Consider the following 19085-nt stretch of genomic DNA (forward strand, 5'->3'; position numbering starts at 1 on the left):
CCCTTGAATGTTTCCGTCGATCCGCCAAGGCATGGTCCGCGCTCTTGTTGTTGTTTTGTCGCTGTCGCTGTCGGCGATTGAAGCAGCAAACGCATATCCCGATCAACCCATCAAGATCATCGTGACGTTTCCGCCCGGCGGCAGTGCCGATATCGTGATCCGCGCCCTGCAGCCGTTGCTTGCGGACACGCTGCGCCAGCCGATCGTGATCGAGAACAGGGCAGGCGCGGGCGGCAATATCGGAATCGGGGCGGTGGCGCAGGCCGCGCCCGACGGCTACACGCTCGGCATCGCCGCGGCGGGCGTGCTGACCGTCAATCCCCATCTCAATCGCGCGGCGATGTCGTTCGATCCGGTCAAGGATTTGGCGCCGGTGACGATGCTGGCGGAAATCCCGTTCGTGCTGGTTTCCTCGCAACAATCGGGCATTGCATCCGTCGCAGACGCCATTGCCAGGGCCAAAGCGAAAACGGCGGGCCTGTCGATCGGCCATGGCGGCAACGGCACCGCGATGCACCTGACCTCGGCCTTGTTCAACCAGAAGGCCGGCGTCGGAATTCAGTTGATCGCCTATCGCGGCACCGCGCCGGCGACGACGGACGTTCTGGCCGGCCACGTCCCGCTGGCCGTGCTGGATATCCCGGCCTCGAAACAATTGATCGGCGACGGCAAGTTGAAGGCACTCGGCGTCTCCGCCGCCAAGCGCGTGGTGTTCCTGCCCAACGTTCCGACGCTGGCGGAGCAGGGCCTCAGCGGATTCGAATCCGTCGGCTGGTTCGGCATCGTCGCGCCCGCCGGCACCCCGCCTGATATCATCACCACGCTGAACACCGCCTTCGTGAAGGCATTGAGCGATCCCGCCGCGATCGAGAAGATCCGCACGCTCGGCGCCGAGCCGGTGCCGACTTCGCCGGATGCTTTTGCCAAGTTCATCCAGAGCGAAAGCGCGAAATGGGGCAAGCTGATCGCCGAGGCCGGCATCAAGGCTGAATAGGCGACGGTCCGAGGCCGATTGATCGAGATCAATTAGCCGATCCCATTTGATCCCAGTCAATGCGGCGGTCGTTTTGCCTGGCGACGATGCCGGGCAAAAGGACCGAGCGTGATGCGCAGCGAAAACCTATGCCAGACCGAAGCACACCCGGGTCATCGCGTCCGGGCGATACCCTATGACGAAGACGGCCGCCTGCCTTTCGAGCGCGAGTTTCTGGCGCAGCTCGGAGACAAGGTGCGCGAGATGCGTGCGCAGCACGGCCTGTCGCGCCGGGAACTCGCGCGCCGCGCCGGCATGTCCGAGCGTTACGTCGCCCAGATCGAAGCCGGCAAGGGCAACGTCTCGATCGTTCGCCTGTTGCGGATCGCGCTGGTGTTTCGCGGCGAATAGCGTTTCGCGCAAGGCGTTGAGCCCGCTCAACTCCTTGCTCGCTTCTCCACATTGGCAATCCGCTCCGGCACGCCGAACTCCTTGCGGCACACCTCCGCGAGCACGGCGACGCCCTCGCGGATCTGTTCGTGCGAAGGGCTGGCAAAGCACAGCCGCAGTCGGCTGCCGGCGTAGGCCTTGTCCGTCGACCATTCCGGCCCGGGATTGATGGAAACGCCGGCGGCGAGCGCGGCCTGATAGAGTTTTAGCGTATCGACATTGTCGGGCAGCTTCACCCACAGGAAGATGCCGCCCTCGGGCGCTTCGAATTCGGCCGCGGTGCCGAACTGCTCGTTGAGCGCCTCCATCAGCGTATCGAGCTTGGCGCGCAGGCCGCGCGTCAGTTTCGGGACATGATTTGCAAAATGCGGCGCGCAATATTCCGCCAGCACCATCTGCTCAAGCGCGCCGGAACCTGCGTCGGTCTTCAGCGCCAGCATCCGCGACATCATCTCCCAGGGCGCCACGATGAAGCCGACGCGGAGCGCCGGCGCGATCGATTTCGAGAACGAACCGATATGAATGACGCCGCCGTGCTGGCTCATGGCGTAGATCGCGGGCGGTCGCTCGCCCTTCCAGATCAGGTCGGCATAGCAATCGTCCTCGAAGATCGGCACGCCGTACTCCCGCGACAGTTTCAGCATCTCCGTGCGGCGCGTCTGCGGCAGGATGCTGCCGGTCGGGTTCTGCACGGTCGGGATGGTGTAGATATATTTCGGCGTGATGCCGCGGCGCTTGTGGTCGGCAAGGCTTGCGGCCAGTGCGTCCATCCGCATGCCCTGATCGTCAAGGGGAATGCCGACCGCGTTGACGCCGAGCCGCGTCAGCCGGGTCAGCGCGCCCTGATAGGTCTCCTGCTCGACCAGCACGGTATCGCCGCGCGCGAGAAGCGTCTGGTTGACGAGGTCGAGCGCCTGCAGGGAGCCCGAGACGATCATGATGTCATCGGCGCCGCAGGCGATGCCGGCGTCGCGCTTGAGTTTTGCGGTGAGGAATTCGCGCAAGGGGCGATAGCCCTGCGGGCCGCTGGCGAGGCCATAGGTCGCAAGCGTCTTGCCCTCGCGCCGGAGCACGGCGTTGACCGCGTCGATCAGGCCGTCGACCGGCACCTGGTCCGGATCGTTGTTGCCGCCGACGAAGGAGTATTTGGCGAGGCCCGTCCACCGCGCTGCTGGCGCCGGCAGTCCGGCGGGCAGCAGGGCTGCGAAATCGAAGGGGGATGCGGCAGACATGGATATTTACTCCCGTTTTGTTGTTCGTTGAGAAGGACGCAAGCGGCCTTCCGGCAGGCTAGTTCTTGATGACCCTGATCGGCCGGTCCTGGCTGATGAAGGCATAATGCCCGGCGCCGACGCCGCCGAACATCAAGGCTTCCACCGTGGGCTCGGCGATCTCTCCCGTGGCCGCCCAGTCGACCACGAAATTGGCGCCCGTTCCGCCGCGCACGTCGCTCGCGGCGATGAAGACTTCGATGGTTGCGAACGGTTTTAGCGCAACGGGCGACTTGAGGTAGCTCTCCACCATCTTGCCTGATGTGTCGAAATAGGCGATCCGCTTCAGGACCTGGGGGCGGGTCTCGGAGGCGTTGTGGACGCTGGGCGTGACCGAGAAATCCGCCCGCAGCTTGCCGGGGTTCATCGAGACGCTGGAATAGACCGGCACGTAGAAGGCGCCGGAGACCGTGAGATTTTCCGCCGGCAGCGCGGTGAGGGAGGCGGCGAAATTCTGCTCGATGCTGCCCGCAGGTTGCGCGCCGGCGCGGGAAGCGGAAAGGATCGACAGCGCGGCCAGAATCGCGAGAAAAGCCCCCAATCCAGGGCTGTGACACATTGCTTGTTTGACCCTTGCGCCGGGACCTCTAGGTTGCAAGAAGGGGAAATCCGGAACCATGCACGAACTTATTCGCGATATCACCTTATGCATCCTGTTCGCCTGGGTGCTCGGCCTGTTGGCGCATTTCTCGCGGCAGCCGCTGATCCTGGCCTACCTTATCGCCGGGTTCTTCATTGGTCCATTCGGCACGAAATGGGTCAAGTCCGAAGAATCGATCAACGTCATCTCCGAACTCGGCCTGATCTTCATGCTGTTCATGATCGGGCTGGAGATCGACCTGAAGAAGATCGTGCGCGCCGGCAAGGTGATCCTGTTCGCCGCGGGCGGGCAACTGATCGGCGGCTGCCTGCTCGGCATCCTGTTCTTTATCGGGATCGGCCTGTCGATGGGCAGCGGCCATTTCGATGCGCTCTATCTCTGCGTCGCCTGCGCGCTGTCGAGCACGGTCATCATCGTCAAGGTGCTGTACGAGAAGCGCGAGCTCGACACGCTGCCGGGCCGGATCACGCTCGGCGTGCTGGTGTTGCAGGACATCTTTGCGATCCTGTTCCTGGCGGTGCAGCCAAGTCTCGATAATCTGCAGATCAGCGTCATCCTGCTGTCGGTCGCCCGGGTCGGCGCGCTGGTGGCGACCGCGCTGGTGCTCAGCCGCTATGTGCTGCCATGGCTGTTCCACCAGATCGCGCGCAGGCCGGAACTGATCCTGCTCGGCGCGCTGGCCTGGTGCTTTCTGATCGGCGAGATCGCGGAGCGGCTGCATTTGTCGCGCGAGATGGGCTCGCTGGTGGCGGGCGTTTCGCTATCGACATTCCCCTATGCGCTCGACGTCACCGCCAAGGTGACGACGCTGCGCGACTTCTTCATCACACTGTTCTTCGTCTCGCTCGGCATGACGATCCCGATCCCCAATGCGTCGGTGATCGGGCTGGCGCTCGCGATCGCGGCCTTCACCGTCGTCAGCCGCATGGTCACGACGTTCGTGCCGCTCTATTTGATGAATCAGGGCCTGCGCGCCAGCCTGTTGCCGGCGATCAATTTGGCGCAGATCTCGGAGTTCTCGCTGGTCGTGATCCAGACCGGCGTGCTCGCCGGCCATATCACCAAGGAGACGTCGAGCGCGGCGTCGTTCGCCTTCGTGGTGCTGGCGGTGCTGAGCACCTTCGTCATGAGCCGCAGCGACCAGGTCACGCGCGGCCTGATCGGTCCCCTGAAGCGGATCGGCCTGCGCGATCTCGACCACAAGCATGAGGGAGAGGCCGGGCACGGCGGGCATGGCGAGGCGCGCCGCATCGTCATCCTCGGCTTCTTCCGCGCCGCCAGCGCATTGATCGCCGAGATCGAACGCCGAACGCCGGCGGTACTGGAGCAGATCACCGTGATCGATTTCAATCCGCTGGTGTTCCGGACCCTGACCGACCGCGGCATGCACGTGGTCTATGGCGACATCAGCAACGTCGATACGCTGGTGCATGCCGGCGTCGGCAAGGCCGAGCTGATCATCCTTAGCATCCCGGACTCGCTCTTGAAGGGCGCCGACAACGAAAAGCTGGTCCGGCACGTCCGCTCGCTCAATCCGAGCGCCAAGATCGTCGCGACTGCGGAGATCCTGGCCAATGTCAACGACCTCTATGAGGCCGGCGCCGATTACGTGACGGTGACCCGGCTCAGCGACGCCGACGAACTCTACAAGGTCATCGAGGCGGCCCAGGCCGGGCTGCTGGACGACAAGCGCGCCGAGACCGACGTGCTGCTCAGCGAGCGCCGTGAGGTGCTGCCGTAGCCGGGACGGTTGGCGTGGTGTCGCGAACCGGCATTACCATTCGCCGGCGTCGCGAGAAGAGCTATAATCCCGCGAGTGTTTTCGCCAGGCGAAACCGTCCCCTGCGATCGGGCGAAATCGCCAATACCTCTCCGTTCCGGCCCGACCGCAGCATGGCCTTTCCGCCATGCCTCTCCGGCGTTCCGCCCTGCGTAATGACACTGGCGCTGCGCATGGAGTCCGGCTAATGCACTGGCTGAAAGAAGCGAGATTTGGCGAGATTTTTAGAAAATGGCCGACAGTATCCAGGAAGTTCTGCAAGCCTTTGCCAAGGGTGAACTCGTCGTCGTCACCGACGATGACGACCGTGAGGGCGAGGGCGATCTGATCGTCGCGGCCTCGCTCTGTACCGCGGAGAAAATGGCATTCATTATCCGCCATACCTCCGGCATCGTTTGTGCGCCGATCACCACCGACGACGCCCGCCGGCTGCGGCTCGATCCGATGGTGGCGCATAACGAGTCCAACCACACCACGGCCTTTACCGTTTCGATCGACTACAAGCCCGATGGAGGCACCGGCATTTCGGCGGAAGAGCGCGCCTCCTGCTGCCGCGCGCTCGCCAATCCCAATGCCGGCGCCAGCGACTTTGCCCGGCCCGGGCACATCTTCCCGCTGATCGCCCGCGACGGCGGCGTGCTCTTGCGCTCCGGCCATACCGAGGCGGCGGTCGATCTCTGCAAGCTCTCCGGCTTGCCGCCGGTCGGCGTCATCTCTGAGTTGATGAACGACGACGGCACCGTGATGAAGGGCGAGCAGGTGGCGCGTTTCGCCGCCAAGCACAAGCTCAAGCACGTCACGATCGCTGACATGATCGCCTACCGCCAGGCGCGCGAGAAGCTGATCGAGCGGGTAGCGACCTTCACCACCGACAGCCCGATCGGACCGTTGCAGGGTTATGCCTATCGCTCGCCATTCGACGAGATCGCCCATGCCGCCTTCGTCTATAACGGCATCGGCGACGGCAAGAACGTGCTGACGCGGCTGCACAAGCCCAACATCGTCAAGGATCTCTTCACCGGCCAGGCGCGGATGCAGATCGTGCTGAACCATTTCGAGAAGGCCGGCCGCGGTGTGCTGGTGTATCTGCGCGACGGCGCGGCCGGGGTTCCCGTCGAGCCGGTGGGCGAGCAGAAATCGGCCGAGGCCGATCGCAACCGGCAATGGCGTGAAGTCGGCGTCGGCGCCCAGATCCTGCGCGATCTCGGCATCACCTCGATCGTCAACCTGACGTCGTCGGTGCACGACTACAAGGGACTATCCGGTTTCGGCATCGAGATTGTCTCCAACGAGAAGTTGGAGGGATAGCTCACAGTCGTTCCGGGATGGTGCGACAGCACCAGACCCGGAATCTCGAGATTCCGGGTTCATGCTTCGCATGCCCCGGAATGACACCGGAAAAATTTGCGCTTCTGCCGATAGCGCATTAATTTGGCGGCAAATTTCCAACAGGACAGTGATGCGAAAGGGATTTTCATGAGCGTGCGCCCTCAAGCCAAGGACAAGCCGGCGGCGGCTTCCTTTCAGTGGGACGATCCGTTCCTGCTCGACGACCAGCTCACCGAAGATGAGCGCATGATCCGCGACACTGCGCGCGCCTATGCGCAGGACAAGCTCCTGCCGCGCGTGATCAACGCCTATCTGGAAGAAAAGACCGACCGCGAGATCTTCAACGAGATGGGCGAACTCGGCCTGATCGGCGTGACACTGCCGGAGGAATATGGCTGCGCCAACGCCAGCTACGTCGCCTATGGCCTGGTGGCGCGCGAGATCGAGCGGGTCGATTCCGGCTATCGCTCGATGAACTCGGTGCAGTCGTCGCTGGTGATGTACCCGATCTACGCCTATGGCGACGAGAACCAGCGCAAGAAATACCTGCCCAAGCTTGCCACCGGCGAGTGGGTCGGCTGTTTCGGCCTGACGGAGCCCGATGCCGGCTCCGATCCCGGCGGCATGAAGACCCGCGCTGAAAAGGTATCCGATGGCTACCGCCTGACCGGCAGCAAGATGTGGATCTCGAACGCGCCGATCGCCGACGTCTTCGTGGTCTGGGCCAAGTCGGCCGCGCATGACAACCAGATCCGCGGCTTCATTCTCGAGAAGGGCATGAAGGGCTTGTCGGCGCCGAAGGTCGGCGGCAAGCTTTCGCTGCGCGCCTCGATCACCGGCGAAATCGTGATGGACGGCGTGGTGGTGCCGGAGAGCGCGCTGCTGCCCAACGTCTCGGGCCTGAAGGGACCGTTCGGCTGCCTCAACCGCGCCCGCTACGGTATCTCCTGGGGGGCAATGGGCGCCGCCGAAGACTGCATGCATCGCGCGCGGCAATACACGCTCGACCGCAAGCAGTTCAACCGGCCGCTGGCGGCCACGCAACTGGTGCAGAAGAAGCTCGCCGACATGGAAACCGAAATCGCGCTCGGCCTGCAGGCCTCGTTGCGCGTCGGCCGCCTGATGGACGAGGGCAAGATGGCGCCGGAGATGATCTCGATCGTCAAGCGCAACAATTGCGGCAAGGCGCTCGACATCGCCCGCGTGTCCCGCGACATGCACGGCGGCAACGGCATCCAGATCGAATACCACGTGATGCGCCACACCGCGAATTTGGAAACCGTGAACACCTACGAAGGCACCCACGACGTCCACGCCCTGATCCTGGGTCGGGCGATCACGGGCATTCAGGCGTTTTCGTAAGGGGATCGTTCCGCGCAGCATAACCCAAGCGCCGTCATGGCCGGGCTCGTCCCGGCCATCCACGTCTTGGGCTCACAAGGACGACGTGGATGCCCGGGACAAGCCCGGGCATGACAAAGGTCAAAGAGAATCCGGAAATCACGGACAAACATCCCATGGCCGACAACGACGACATCCCGTTCAACCGCGACTTTCCGCTGAAGCCTGGCGTCGTCGATGAAGCCCGCCCCGGCGTGCGGCGGGTCCTCTGCAACAATCCGAGCCCGTTCACCTTCACCGGTACGGTCAGCTACATCGTGGGCAAAGGCAATGTCGCGATCATCGATCCCGGTCCCGACGATGAAGCGCATGCGAAAGCGCTGCTCGACGCCGTACGCGGCGAGACGGTGACGCATATTCTCGTCACCCACACCCACCGCGACCACTCGCCGAACACCGCGCGGATCAAGGCCGCCACCGGTGCGCCCGTCTATGCCGAGGGGCCGCACCGCGCCTCGCGACCGCGCTTCGAGAGCGAGAAGCACAATCCGGAATCCGGTGCCGACCGCGATTTCAGGCCCGATATCACGGTCAAGGACGGCGATGTGATCGAGGGGCAGGGCTGGGCGCTGGAGGCGGTCGCGACCCCCGGCCACACCGCCAATCATCTGGCGTTCGCCTGGCCCGAGCGAAAGATCAATTTCGTCGGCGACCACGTGATGGGCTGGTCGACCTCGATCGTGGCGCCGCCGGATGGATCGATGATCGACTACATGGCCTCGCTGGCGCGGCTGGAAGCCCGCGAGGAGGATCTGTATTTCTCGGGCCACGGGCCGGAGATTCCGGAAGGGCCGCGCTACGTCCGTTTCCTGACCCGCCACCGCCAGGCCCGCGAAGCCTCGATCCTGCACCGCCTTGCCAAGGGCGAGGCCGATATCCCGACCATGGTGCGCGCGATCTATATCGGCATCGACCCGCGGCTGACCAATGCCGCCGGTTATTCAGTACTGGCCCACCTGGAAGATCTCGTCGCCCGCGGCATCGTCGCGACGGATGGCGATCCCGTGATCGGCGGGACGTATCGGATGGCGGGCTGATTTAGGGGATCGTTCCGCCCCCTGAGCTTTTCACGCCGTTCATCCGTCTTTTCCGCTGGGTTCGGACGCGGGCGAAGATTGAATCAGTTGCATGATGTGACGGATGAATGTCTCGTCGTCGGGCATTTTCTCGCCGCCGATCTCGATCGCATCCTGCATTTCGATGCGGCTGTGCAGCCAGAATTGGACCAGGCTTCCGGCAACGCAGAGCACCAATCCGGCCGGCATATCGGCGCGCAGCAATCCTGAGTGTTGCGCGCGCTTGATGAGCGGAACGGCGCGCTCGTTCAAACTGAGCGAACGCGATTTCCGCTCGTCTGTCGGGCCATCAAGCAGCCGCCACAGGTTGATGCGGAACGCGTCGGGATGCTCGCGCCAGTACCTCAAGTAGGTGCGTATGGCTGATGGTACTGAGTCCGCGTCGAGCGTTTCCTGTCCGACCACGTTCGACACATAGGTCAGGAATTCGGCGGAAGCCTGCTCGCCGACGGCGCTCCAAAGGCCTTCCTTGCCCTGGAAATGGTGATGTAACAGGCCTTGGGAGACCCCGGCGCGCTGGGCGATATCACGCATTTTCGTCCCGTGAAATCCGCTCTTGGCGAATTCGATCCGCGCCGCCGCGAGGATAGCCTCCCGGCCGGCCTGCAATGCGATTGCTGAGCGTGCTTCCTTCATCTCTCGCCTTCTAAATATTCTAAATTGCTAGCGAATTTTATATTGACAGGTCAAGCGGTCAATGCTGACTGCTCAACCAGTCAGTAGATTGAACATGCAGGGGCGTGAAATAGGGAAGGGGTGCAATACAAGCCGGAAATGGCGCAGACGGGGGTGGAAGAGAAGTCGCGCCTTCTCGGTGGCCGGGGCGCTGGCGGCGATCTCATGGAGCTTCCTGCCAGAACCGACTCAAGCCCAACAAACCGTCGAACTCCCGGCGGTCACGGTCGAGTCGCCAAAGCGAAAGCCGAAAAGGCCTCAGCCTGCCGCTCGACGGTCCGTCCAGCCCGAACAGACGACGGTCACGGCGCGCAAGCGGCCGGAGGCTGAAAAGGATGTGCCGATCAGCCTGACCACAATCCAGGGTGCGCAGCTTGCGGACCTCTCCAAGACCCGATCGAACGCCGATCTGGCGCGCTCGGTGCCGAACTTCAACTTCGTCGATCTCGGCGGGCAGTCGTCCAACCTCGCCAATATACGCGGTGTTGGCTCGTTCTCCCCGGTGTCGCCGGACGATACGTCCGTGGTTTTCTACGTCGACGAGGCGCCGCAGTCGGTCTACGGGATCGCGCCGAACCTGATGGACACGGAACGCGTCGAAGTGCTGCGCGGCCCGCAGGGCACGCTGTTCGGGCGCAATGCACAGGGCGGCGCGGTGAATATCGTCTCGCGCCTGCCGACCTTCGATCGGTCCTTTTCGCTGACCGGGGAATGGGGCACCAGGGCCTATGGTCTGGGCGAACTGATCGCCAATTCACCGCTGATACCGGACGTCCTCGCCGGCCGCGTGGCCTTGCGCTATCAGAACTTCGGCGGCGACGTTCCAAACGTCCTGCTCGGCGGCAATGACGCGGCGACGCAGATCGGTGCTTTCAGGGGCAGCCTGCTGTACACGCCCACGGAGCGCACCACGGTCACCTTCAGCGGCTCCTACGCCAAGGATGACGACACCGTGCCGCGCTGGCTGCTGCGTGGTGCCGCGGATTTTCCCGTGAGCGCCGTCAACCCGCGCAACGAGGTGAATCGGGAGAACCAGAACTACAACCTGAAGGTCAGGCACGATTTCGGCCCGATGATCTTCGAGTCGGTCTCCAATTTCCAGCGCACCACGTCGTTCCAGGTCACCGATCTCACCGACTCGCTCGTGTTCGCGAAACTGACCGGATTGCCGTCTTCCTTCTTCAGCACGCCTGGGGCCGACCTCGCCAAGATCGGCATCAACGAGAACACCTGGCTCGAGGAAGTGCGCCTGTCTGCGCCCAAGGGCAGCGCCGTCGCCTGGACCACGGGCCTGAATTTCTATCGCACCGAAGCCGCGCTGAACGGCGATGGGCGTTCGGTCACGCCGGCCTATGCGACCGCCACCGGCATCCGCAACAACACCTTCACAACCAACAGCTACGCGGCGTTCGGCGAGGCGACGGTGCCGCTGATCGGTGCGCTCAAGGGAACGCTGGGACTCCGCGCGACCCACGAAGAGAAGGACGCCGTTTATCGCTATCGCGGGGTCGGTACGCCCGGCACGGTTTCAAGCTATGCGCAGAATCTGGGCCTGAGCGACGATTTCCTCACCGGTCGTGCGGCGCTGAGCTACGACTGGGCGGCGGATTTCATGACCTATGCCTCGGTTGCGCGCGGCTACGTGACGGGCGGTTTCCCGGCCAATTCAATCAACAATCCGCTCGGCAAGCCCGAGGTGCCGTTCGCCGCCTCGACAAGCTGGACCTATGAGACCGGCTTCAAGTCGGAGTTGCTCAACCACCGTCTCAAGCTGACCGGGGCGTTGTTCTTCAACGACGTCAAGAACGGTCATCTCTTCGTCTTCAATGTCCCGACTGCGTCATTCACCATCGCGACGCTCGATTATCAATCCTGGGGCGGCGAGTTGGAGGCGGCGTTCCGGGTCATGCCGGGCTTTGAGCTACTGGGCGGTATCGGTGTGACGCGGGCAGAGTTGGTCAATGTGCCGTTCGGCGGCGCCACCGGAGCGCGGGATGGCAATCGTGTCCCGAACGTTGCGCCGCTGACGGCCAATCTCGGTTTCCAATACCAGACGTCGGCCGCGCCGCTTGGACTTTCGGGCGACGTCTTCCTTCGCAGCAGCTACCAGTTCGTCGGTGTGCGCGCCGCGGATGTTGCGAACAGTTTCGACCTTCCATCCTACGGCGTCGTCAACGGCAGGCTGGGCTGGAAGCATCAAAGCTTCGACGCCTATGTGTTCGCCAACAATCTGTTCGACGAACGCTACGAAGTTTTCGGGCAGAGCTTCGGCCCGGCGACGCAATCCGTCCGCGTGGGACAGGGGCGCATCGTCGGCGTCGGGGCGACGGCGAGGTTTTAGGCGCGCGCGATCGAAAGGACGCTGGAATGAGAACCGAAGACTTCAAGCTGCATGACGTCTCGCGCTTCCCGGTTGTGACGCTGCATGGTCGCAGCCTGCCACCGGGATACGGTGCTACCTGGGCGAAGGAGCTGGAAGCCCTGCTGAGCCAGGACCAGCCGTTCGTGATGATCTTTCCGGACTCGGTGGAAGACGAGACGCACGAGGATCAGAAGCTGCGCACCGTATTCCTGAAGGCCAACAAGACGCGCCTCGCAGCGAAGTGCAGCGGGATCTTCAGTGTCGAACCAAACAAGGCGAAGCGTCTCCTGAAACGCGTTCAGGGCGCGGCTATCGCCGTGGCTTTCGGATTGCGTTTCCGCGTTGTGGCCACGACCGAGGAAGCTGAGCGCCTTGCGAGCCTGGCGTTGGCCGGAAGTCCCGTACCCGATGACGCCGAGCAGGAGTGAGGCGCCGCCTGCCTATCTGCGCATCGGCAAGAGACGCCTGCGCATCCCGAAGCGTCGCGGCGTCCGGATCGCACTCGGCATCGCTCTCGCTATCCGCGGCGTCCTCCCGCCGGCGGGCTATATCCTGTTGCCGGCGGCGCTTGCGCTGCTATCGATCGACATTCCCCGAGTCCGCAGATGGCGACGCCGGATGAGCGTGTGGCTCGGCCGGCGGCGCGCCCGAATGCGCTCCTGACCTCTCCCCATGCTCTGTGGGACGAAAGCGCGCATTCTCCGTGCCGCGCTAGCTGCCCTTCTTCACATTCTTCGCTTGCGCTTTCGCCGGCGCCTGCGGTTTCTTCGGTGCCGCCGGCTTGGCGTTGTCGACGGCCGAGTTGATGTCCTCGATCAGTTTCGTCACGCGCGAGGCGTTGCTGCCGAGGTCGCTTTCGAAATAGCGCGAGGAGGAGCGGATATCGACACGCGATTCCTCGCCGTCGGGCGTGACGCGGATCGAGACGTCCTCGCGGAAACCCATGATCGGCGTTCGCGCCACCGCCTCGATGCGGCCGATGCGGCGCGGCGGCTGCGGCGGCCGTTCGTCGATGACCAGCCATTTGCGCCTGTTGACCAGCGCCAGCGTCACCTCATAGGCCCGCTGCGGCGGGACCTCGAGCTCTACCGTCTCGATGTCGGGGTAGGCAATCCGCTGCTGCTCGGCCGAATAGAGCCCGGCATAGACCGCCGAGTTGGCGCCTTCGCCGCTGCGCAGCCGCGCCAGGGCCTCGAAGCGCGGCGGATCGATCGGATCGGTGGTGATGTCGTGGATCGGCGGCAGCTTGCGGTATTGCAAAGCGAGGTAGGCCGGGTAGGCGAGCAGGACGGCGTTGATCAGGAACGCCAGCAGGATCCGGCCCATGCCGCGCGACCCGTTCTGCCAGATTGCGGCAAAGGCGGCGAGGCCGACCAGGATCGAAAGCACGGCGCAACCGAGTGCGCCGAAGAAGGTCGCCAGCGCCGGCTTCATCTCCAGGAAGCCGAAGCGGACGATGAGGATCGACCCCACCACCGCGACCACGGCAAAGATGGCGAGGTTGCGCGACCAGGTGGCGAGGCTGGACACGGGCTCCGACTGGTAGGGAGCGGAAAACCTTCGGGCCATCGGTGCAATCTGCCGGGTTGAAATCTGTCTGGCCGGCGGGTGGGCCGGACTGCAAACTAGGAAAACTTGAGACCACGGCGTGCGTAGAATTTCAAGGTTTGCCGGCTATGCTGATCAGGCAGGCGGCGACAACCTCACGGGTTTAACCATCCCTGTAAATTGATTATTAGTTGTAGATTGAAGTTGGTCCAACTTTCGTCTACCTCTCGCCGCCGGGTTGTCGTATTTGCCGCAACACGGGACTGTCCTGCACGGGGCACGGCGAGCGCCAACCAAATGGGGAAACGGCGGGCGTCGGCCGGAAGCGCTGCAGGATGATCTCAACTTCCGGTCCTTGTTGCGGGCGGAGTCGCAAATAAATTGCGGTTACGCTCCCGGAGTTCTAGGATTGTACAGGGCGCTATCGGCATACGTCCGCGGGGCTGGCGGAAGGCCCCATGAGGGCGAGTTCAGTATGAGTAGTGATGCAAAGCACGAAGGATATGTCGGCCCGAACGATCCGGCATATTATGCGCCGCGGGAGTTGAGGGAACGGACGAGCAGTGAGCAGTCGAATCCGATGCTCATGCAGAACAATGATGGCTGGCGTCCGCGAACGGAAGGACCGCCCTTGCAACCTTTGAGCAAGCCGTCCCGCCGCCAGGATTCCGAAATGTTTACCAAAGCCGTGGCCCAGGCCATGCAGGAGGCGAGGGACAACGTGCCGGTCGAGGTGCCCTCCGTGCTCCGCGACCTGTCTGGACGCCGCGCGCTGATGCAGCAGGTCATTCGCTTCTCGATCGCGGTCGCGATCGCAGCGAGCATCGCGATGCTTCTGGTCATGGCCATTCCGTCGTCGCAACGCCCCGCAAACCAGGATGCGTCGCTTTCGGCTGCCTGGCAGTCGGTGAAATCCTCGGTGCTGCCGGCGCAGCCGGCGACCCCACCGAAGCGCACGGCGACCTTGGCCGTGCAGGACGGCAGCGGCTTCGTCAACGATCCCGTGCCGCTCGGAATTCACGTCGGCGCTCCGCCGCCCGGCGCGTTCGTATCGATCAACGGGTTGGTGGGTGGCGCGCGGCTGACGTCCGGCAAGCGTATCGGCGCCAACGAATGGCGCGTGCCGGCAACGGAGATTTCCGGCGTTTCGGTCATTCCGCCGGATGGGTTCACCGGCCAGATGCTGGTGACCGCAGAATTGCGTGACGGTGGTGGCGTGGCGCTCACCGGCACCTCCACCCGCCTGACCTGGGTGGCCTCGCCCAGCGCCGCCGCGCCGGTCGTCGCCGCCGCGTCGCCGGTTCTCGCCGCCGCTCCTCCGCCGGTTGCCGTCGCGCCGCCGCCGGTCGTCGCCCCGCCGCCGGTCGCCGTGGTCGCGGCCGCGCCACCGGCGCTGCCGGTACCGGCGCAGCCGCAGGCGGAGGTGGTGCGCAGCCTCGATTCGAGGGAAATCGCCGCCCTGATCAGGCGTGGCCAGGATTTGCTCGCCAGCGGCGACGTGCAGTCGGCGCGGCTGTTTCTGATGCGCGGTGCGGAAGCACAGAATGCGCGCGCTGCGCTGCTCGTCGGCAACACCTACGATCCGGCGCCACTCAGGCAGCTCGGCGCCAGCGGCCTTGCCGACGTCGCGCAGGCCCGCATGTGGTATCAGCGGGCAAAGGAATGGGGCGAACCCGACGCGCAGCGACAGCTCGACGGCCTCGCGTTCGCGCGCTGATCCGGACGGGCGTGGTACACGCGCCGTTTGAGTAAGACTTTTCAGAAAAAGGCCGCCTCCCGTTTTACCGGAAGGCGGCCTTTCTCAATCAGCGTCAGGGCTTCGCATCAGGCCGCCGCGTTCGGGAAGCGGTAGCTCTTGAACTGCTCGCGCAGCGCGGTCTTCAGGATCTTGCCGGTCGCGGTGTGCGGAATGCCCTCGACGAAGGCGACGTCATCGGGCATCCACCATTTGGCGATCTTGCCATCCATGAATTTCAGGATGTCCTCGCGGCTCGCCTGCTGGCCGGCCTTGAGCTGAACGATCAGGAGCGGACGCTCGTCCCATTTCGGATGGTAGACGCCGATCACGGCGGCTTCCGCGACCGCGGGATGGGCGACCGCGAGGTTTTCCAGGTCGATCGATGAGATCCATTCGCCGCCGGACTTGATGACGTCCTTGGAGCGGTCGGTGATCCGCATATAGCCGTGCTCGTCGATGGTCGCGACGTCGCCGGTATCGAAGAAACCTTCCTCGTCGAGGATGTCGGTGTCGAGCTTGAAATAGGCCTTGGCGACCGCGGGCCCGCTCACCTTGAGGCGGCCGAACGTCTTGCCGTCCCACGGCAGTTCCTTGCCGGCATCGTCGGTGATCTTCATCTCGACGCCGAACGGCGGATAACCCTGCGTCTGCAGAATGTCGAGCCGCTCCTCGCCGCTGAGCTCGGCAAACGGCGGCTTGAGCGCCGCAACGGTGCCGATCGGGCTCATCTCGGTCATGCCCCAGGCGTGGCGCACGCGAACGCCCATGTCCACGAACGACTTGATCATCGAGCGCGGCATCGCAGAGCCGCCGCACACCACGCTCTTGAGGTGGGGCAGCTTCAGATTGCCGGCGGCCATGTGATTGAGCAGCATCAGCCACACGGTCGGCACCCCGGCGGTATGCGTGACCTTTTCGGTGTCGAGCAGCTCATAGACCGAAGCGCCGTCCAGCTTGGGGCCCGGCATCACGAGCTTGGTGCCCATCGACGGCGCGGAGAATGCGATGCCCCAGCTATTGGCATGGAACAACGGCACCACCGGCAGCATTGTCTCGGCGGCGCTGGTACCGAGGGCGTCGACATTGTTGGCCATCAGCCCGTGCAACACATTGGACCGGTGCGAATACAACACGCCTTTCGGATCGCCCGTGGTGCCCGAGGTGTAGCACATCGCGGCCGCGGTATTTTCGTCAAAGTCCTTCCAGGCGAACTTGCCGTCGACCGCGCCGATCCAGTCCTCATAGGCGACCGCGTTCTTCAGCGTGGTCTGCGGCATGTGCGCCTTGTCGGTCAGCACGACGTAGCGCTCGACGCTCGGCAGGTTGTCGGCGAGCTTTTCCAGAATCGGCACGAAGGTGATGTCGGTCATCACCACGCGGTCTTGAGCGTGGTTGATGATCCAGGCGATCTGGTCGGGAAACAGCCGCGGATTGACGGTGTGGCAGATCGCGCCGATTCCCATGATGCCGTACCAGCATTCGAGGTGGCGCCAGGTATTCCAGGCGATGGTGGCGACGCGGTCGCCGAGCTTGATGCCGTCGCGGTCGAGCCGTTGCGATACTTTCAGCGCGCGTGCATGAATTTCGGCGTAATTGGTGCGATGAATGGGACCTTCGACGGATCGCGTGACGACCTCTTGCGTACCGTGATACTTCGCCGCGTGTTCGATAATCCGGTGGCAAAGCAAAGGCCAGTCTTGCATCAATCCGAGCATACGCACGTCCCTCCGATGGTCTTGTTTGTCTCCACACGATCCGCCGATGATACGGGCAGATCGGTGGGTGGGTTCATGGAATTGACATGAACTTTACCGCGCGTAAAGCAAGCCGAAAATGGGCTATTGGCGCCTTTGGCCGCAGTCGAGCGGTAATGGTTACCGTTGCCGTGGCGGCGCTCCTGCTTGGCATGCCAAGCGAACCGGCGCAGGCCAGGAAAGCATCCCGTACGGTGTGGGACGATCTGTTGAGGGTGTCCCCGTCAAAACCGCGGGCGACAGGGCACCGCGCGGCGGCGGTGCCCTTGCCAAAGCCGCGCCCGGCCGAAGCGCCGTCGGCTGAGCCCGACAAGCCGGACAAGGAGCAGCAGGCGTCTTCCCCGAACGGCAAGCCCGGCGAGCAGGCCGCACCCGCGCCGCAGCCGTCCGCGTGCCGGCTGGCGCTGACTGACGCCGTGGCGATTGCCCCCAGCATCCCCGATATCAAGGGCGCCGGCGGCTGCGGGGGTGAGGATCTGGTGCGGCTGGAGGCGATCGTGCTGCCGGACAGCCGGCGGGTCTCGGTGAAGCCGGCGGCGATCCTGCGTTGTACCATGGCGTCCGCACTGGCCGACTGGATCCGCAAGGACATCGCGCCGCTGGCGCAGCGTCTCGGCAGCGCGATCTCCGATATCGATAATTTCGATTCGTTCGAGTGCCGCGGCCGCAACCGCATTGTCGGCGCCAAACTCTCCGAACACGGCCGCGCCAACGCGCTCGACGTGCGCGGCTTCAAGCTCGCCGACGGCACCTTCATCTCGCTGACCGACCGCACCGTGCCGCGGGGATTGCGCGAGACCGTGCTGCACTCCGCCTGCACGCGATTCCCGACCGTGCTCGGCCCGGGCTCGGACTGGTACCATGAGGACCATATCCATCTCGATCTGATGGAACGGCGCGGCAATTACCGGATCTGCCAGTGGGACGTGTGGGACGCGCTGCCGCAGAAGGCGCCGCTATTGCCTGCCGAGCGGCCCGAGGAAGCGCCGCCGCGCGAGGTCGCCGAAGACGCCAAACCGCATGCTGGCAAATCCGGTGCCGGCAAGTCTGAAAAATCAGACGCCGAGAAGCCGGATGAGGCCGAGCCGCCGCGCGAGGAGAAGCCTGCAACGAAAAAGCGCCGGCAAAACCGGCGCTCTTGATCCTGACCGCTGTGACGATGCCGGCTTATTGCGGCATCGGGCCGCTGGTGCCGCCACCCTGCAGGGCCATCTTGGAATTGTATGGCGAGTCACCCTGCTTGGGGTCGAGCACGACGACGACCGTACCCTGCTTCACCCGGCTGTAGAGATCGATGACGTCCTCATTGGTCATGCGGATGCAGCCTGAGGAAATCGAGGCGCCGATATATTCCGGCTGGTTGGTGCCGTGGATGCGGAACAGGGTATCGCGGTTGCCCTGGTAAAGGTAGAGCGCGCGGGCGCCGAGCGGATTGTCGACGCCGCCGGGCACGGACGCCGGCAGGCCTTCGATGCGCTTGTGAATGTCGGCGGTCGGCGTCCACTTCGGCCATTCGGCCATGTTGCCGACCTTGGCGATGCCGGAGAATGCGAGGGCTTCCTCGCCGACGGTGACGCCGTAGCGGATCGCTTTGCCGCCGTCCTGGACCAGATAGAGATAGTGGTTATCAGAATCCACGACGATGGTGCCGGGCAATTCCTTGCGGTGGTAGTCGACAATGGCGCGGCGGAACGGTTCCGGCGGCGAAACGGCGGCATAGCGCGCCTTGGCGAGCTGGGCCTTGTCGTTCGGTTTGAGGGTGGCTTCAGGGGCGGCCTGATAGGTGGTTGCCGGCATGCAGCCGGACAGTGCAAGGCCAGCAGCGAGCAACCCCAAGATTACTTTCAACGACGACATGGCACACTTCCAATCGAAAGTCTGGCGTTCGCAGCAACAATCTTGCGCCTAAAACGCGACGATTCCATTAAGCGCATTATCCGCAATAAGCGGCCGATAAGCCAGCATTTGCACGCCCGTTCGGCGCTGCGGAAGGCCGGCTGTGGCTTTTGTGCCGCAAGTTTTGCGAGTTCCGGTTGAATCCCGGGCAGGGGTGTTGCCGGCGGGGGATCACGGCCGCGTTGACGCCATCTGGACGCCATAAGCGCCACTCCGCCGCCATAAATATGG

17 protein-coding genes are annotated in these 19085 nt (G+C 64.0%); 11 read left to right on the top strand and 6 right to left on the bottom strand.

What is annotated here, in order from left to right; genetic code table 11:
- The first annotated feature begins 7 nt into the window (after positions 1–7).
- Both LMTR21_RS08760 and LMTR21_RS08765 read left to right on the top strand, forming a co-directional pair.
- Positions 8–994 carry a Bug family tripartite tricarboxylate transporter substrate binding protein gene (locus tag LMTR21_RS08760; protein ID WP_065753792.1) on the top strand — a complete coding sequence of 329 codons (987 nt, stop codon included), beginning with the start codon at positions 8–10 and terminating at the stop codon, positions 992–994.
- Between the two features lie 111 nt (positions 995–1105).
- Complete coding sequence (locus LMTR21_RS08765) at positions 1106–1384, top strand: helix-turn-helix domain-containing protein (protein WP_084030673.1); 279 nt, start codon at positions 1106–1108, stop codon at positions 1382–1384.
- A 26-nt stretch (positions 1385–1410) separates the two neighbouring features.
- On the opposite strand, the gene LMTR21_RS08770 is transcribed toward LMTR21_RS08765, so the two are convergent.
- Together LMTR21_RS08770 and LMTR21_RS08775 are read right to left on the bottom strand one after the other, a co-directional pair.
- A complete protein-coding gene (locus tag LMTR21_RS08770; RefSeq protein ID WP_065753791.1) occupies positions 1411–2655 on the bottom strand; it encodes an aminotransferase-like domain-containing protein in 1245 nt (414 codons plus the stop codon).
- A 58-nt stretch (positions 2656–2713) separates the two neighbouring features.
- Entirely contained in the window at positions 2714–3253 is a 540-nt protein-coding gene (locus LMTR21_RS08775; protein ID WP_084030672.1) for a DUF3124 domain-containing protein, read from the bottom strand.
- Positions 3254–3311: 58 nt separating this feature from the next.
- On the opposite strand from LMTR21_RS08775, the gene LMTR21_RS08780 reads away from it, so the two are divergent.
- From LMTR21_RS08780 to LMTR21_RS08795, 4 genes are all read left to right on the top strand, one after another.
- A complete protein-coding gene (locus LMTR21_RS08780) occupies positions 3312–5036 on the top strand; it encodes a cation:proton antiporter (RefSeq protein ID WP_065753790.1) in 1725 nt (574 codons plus the stop codon).
- 270 nt (positions 5037–5306) lie between these two features.
- Positions 5307–6383: a 3,4-dihydroxy-2-butanone-4-phosphate synthase gene (gene ribB / locus LMTR21_RS08785; protein WP_057836422.1), complete on the top strand. Its 1077-nt coding sequence runs from the start codon at positions 5307–5309 to the stop codon at positions 6381–6383.
- 168 nt (positions 6384–6551) lie between these two features.
- Positions 6552–7766 carry an acyl-CoA dehydrogenase gene (locus LMTR21_RS08790; protein ID WP_057856930.1) on the top strand — a complete coding sequence of 405 codons (1215 nt, stop codon included), beginning with the start codon at positions 6552–6554 and terminating at the stop codon, positions 7764–7766.
- A gap of 155 nt (positions 7767–7921) precedes the next feature.
- Positions 7922–8842 carry an MBL fold metallo-hydrolase gene (locus tag LMTR21_RS08795; protein ID WP_065753811.1) on the top strand — a complete coding sequence of 307 codons (921 nt, stop codon included), beginning with the start codon at positions 7922–7924 and terminating at the stop codon, positions 8840–8842.
- Positions 8843–8881: 39 nt separating this feature from the next.
- Here LMTR21_RS08795 and LMTR21_RS08800 read toward each other — a convergent pair whose 3' ends face one another.
- On the bottom strand, positions 8882–9517 hold the full coding sequence (locus LMTR21_RS08800; protein WP_065753789.1) for a TetR/AcrR family transcriptional regulator: 636 nt from the start codon (positions 9515–9517) through the stop codon (positions 8882–8884).
- A 376-nt stretch (positions 9518–9893) separates the two neighbouring features.
- Here LMTR21_RS08800 and LMTR21_RS08805 point away from each other — a divergent pair, with 376 nt between their 5' ends.
- From LMTR21_RS08805 to LMTR21_RS08815, 3 genes are read left to right on the top strand one after another with little or no spacing between them, the layout of a single operon-like run.
- Entirely contained in the window at positions 9894–11897 is a 2004-nt protein-coding gene (locus LMTR21_RS08805; protein WP_065753810.1) for a TonB-dependent receptor, read from the top strand.
- Positions 11898–11923: 26 nt separating this feature from the next.
- A complete protein-coding gene (locus LMTR21_RS08810) occupies positions 11924–12346 on the top strand; it encodes a hypothetical protein (RefSeq protein ID WP_065753788.1) in 423 nt (140 codons plus the stop codon).
- Positions 12327–12581, top strand: coding sequence for a hypothetical protein (locus tag LMTR21_RS08815; RefSeq protein WP_065753787.1), 255 nt, complete (start codon positions 12327–12329; stop codon positions 12579–12581). The genes LMTR21_RS08810 and LMTR21_RS08815 overlap by 20 nt, the downstream gene beginning before the upstream one ends.
- 48 nt (positions 12582–12629) lie before the next feature.
- Here the strand turns inward: LMTR21_RS08815 and LMTR21_RS08820 are convergent, their stop codons facing one another.
- Positions 12630–13487: a DUF1499 domain-containing protein gene (locus tag LMTR21_RS08820; RefSeq protein ID WP_065753786.1), complete on the bottom strand. Its 858-nt coding sequence runs from the start codon at positions 13485–13487 to the stop codon at positions 12630–12632.
- A 652-nt stretch (positions 13488–14139) separates the two neighbouring features.
- Between LMTR21_RS08820 and LMTR21_RS08825 the strand changes: the two genes are divergently transcribed.
- The gene (locus LMTR21_RS08825) at positions 14140–15183 is read left to right on the top strand and encodes an SEL1-like repeat protein (protein ID WP_246175405.1); all 1044 of its coding nucleotides are present in this window, start codon (positions 14140–14142) and stop codon (positions 15181–15183) included.
- A gap of 107 nt (positions 15184–15290) precedes the next feature.
- On the opposite strand, the gene LMTR21_RS08830 is transcribed toward LMTR21_RS08825, so the two are convergent.
- Entirely contained in the window at positions 15291–16919 is a 1629-nt protein-coding gene (locus LMTR21_RS08830; RefSeq protein WP_065753785.1) for a fatty-acid--CoA ligase, read from the bottom strand.
- Between the two features lie 86 nt (positions 16920–17005).
- Here LMTR21_RS08830 and LMTR21_RS08835 point away from each other — a divergent pair, with 86 nt between their 5' ends.
- Entirely contained in the window at positions 17006–18100 is a 1095-nt protein-coding gene (locus tag LMTR21_RS08835; protein WP_148635943.1) for an extensin family protein, read from the top strand.
- A gap of 25 nt (positions 18101–18125) precedes the next feature.
- Here the strand turns inward: LMTR21_RS08835 and LMTR21_RS08840 are convergent, their stop codons facing one another.
- A complete protein-coding gene (locus tag LMTR21_RS08840) occupies positions 18126–18815 on the bottom strand; it encodes a L,D-transpeptidase (RefSeq protein ID WP_065753783.1) in 690 nt (229 codons plus the stop codon).
- Between the last annotated feature and the right edge of the window lie 270 nt (positions 18816–19085).

The sequence above is a fragment of the Bradyrhizobium paxllaeri genome (genome assembly GCF_001693515.2).
GTDB lineage: Bacteria > Pseudomonadota > Alphaproteobacteria > Rhizobiales > Xanthobacteraceae > Bradyrhizobium > Bradyrhizobium paxllaeri.

Bases quoted from the DNA above. Each gene is read 5' to 3' on its own strand.
- LMTR21_RS08760 (WP_065753792.1), top strand. From the start codon at position 8: ATGTTTCCGTCGATCCGCCAAGGCATGGTCCGCGCTCTTGTTGTTGTT.
- LMTR21_RS08765 (WP_084030673.1), top strand. From the start codon at position 1,106: ATGCGCAGCGAAAACCTATGCCAGACCGAAGCACACCCGGGTCATCGC.
- LMTR21_RS08770 (WP_065753791.1), bottom strand. From the start codon at position 2,655: ATGTCTGCCGCATCCCCCTTCGATTTCGCAGCCCTGCTGCCCGCCGGA.
- LMTR21_RS08775 (WP_084030672.1), bottom strand. From the start codon at position 3,253: ATGTGTCACAGCCCTGGATTGGGGGCTTTTCTCGCGATTCTGGCCGCG.
- LMTR21_RS08780 (WP_065753790.1), top strand. From the start codon at position 3,312: ATGCACGAACTTATTCGCGATATCACCTTATGCATCCTGTTCGCCTGG.
- ribB (WP_057836422.1), top strand. From the start codon at position 5,307: ATGGCCGACAGTATCCAGGAAGTTCTGCAAGCCTTTGCCAAGGGTGAA.
- LMTR21_RS08790 (WP_057856930.1), top strand. From the start codon at position 6,552: ATGAGCGTGCGCCCTCAAGCCAAGGACAAGCCGGCGGCGGCTTCCTTT.
- LMTR21_RS08795 (WP_065753811.1), top strand. From the start codon at position 7,922: ATGGCCGACAACGACGACATCCCGTTCAACCGCGACTTTCCGCTGAAG.
- LMTR21_RS08800 (WP_065753789.1), bottom strand. From the start codon at position 9,517: ATGAAGGAAGCACGCTCAGCAATCGCATTGCAGGCCGGCCGGGAGGCT.
- LMTR21_RS08810 (WP_065753788.1), top strand. From the start codon at position 11,924: ATGAGAACCGAAGACTTCAAGCTGCATGACGTCTCGCGCTTCCCGGTT.
- LMTR21_RS08815 (WP_065753787.1), top strand. From the start codon at position 12,327: ATGACGCCGAGCAGGAGTGAGGCGCCGCCTGCCTATCTGCGCATCGGC.
- LMTR21_RS08820 (WP_065753786.1), bottom strand. From the start codon at position 13,487: ATGGCCCGAAGGTTTTCCGCTCCCTACCAGTCGGAGCCCGTGTCCAGC.
- LMTR21_RS08825 (WP_246175405.1), top strand. From the start codon at position 14,140: ATGTTTACCAAAGCCGTGGCCCAGGCCATGCAGGAGGCGAGGGACAAC.
- LMTR21_RS08830 (WP_065753785.1), bottom strand. From the start codon at position 16,919: ATGCTCGGATTGATGCAAGACTGGCCTTTGCTTTGCCACCGGATTATC.
- LMTR21_RS08835 (WP_148635943.1), top strand. From the start codon at position 17,006: ATGAACTTTACCGCGCGTAAAGCAAGCCGAAAATGGGCTATTGGCGCC.
- LMTR21_RS08840 (WP_065753783.1), bottom strand. From the start codon at position 18,815: ATGTCGTCGTTGAAAGTAATCTTGGGGTTGCTCGCTGCTGGCCTTGCA.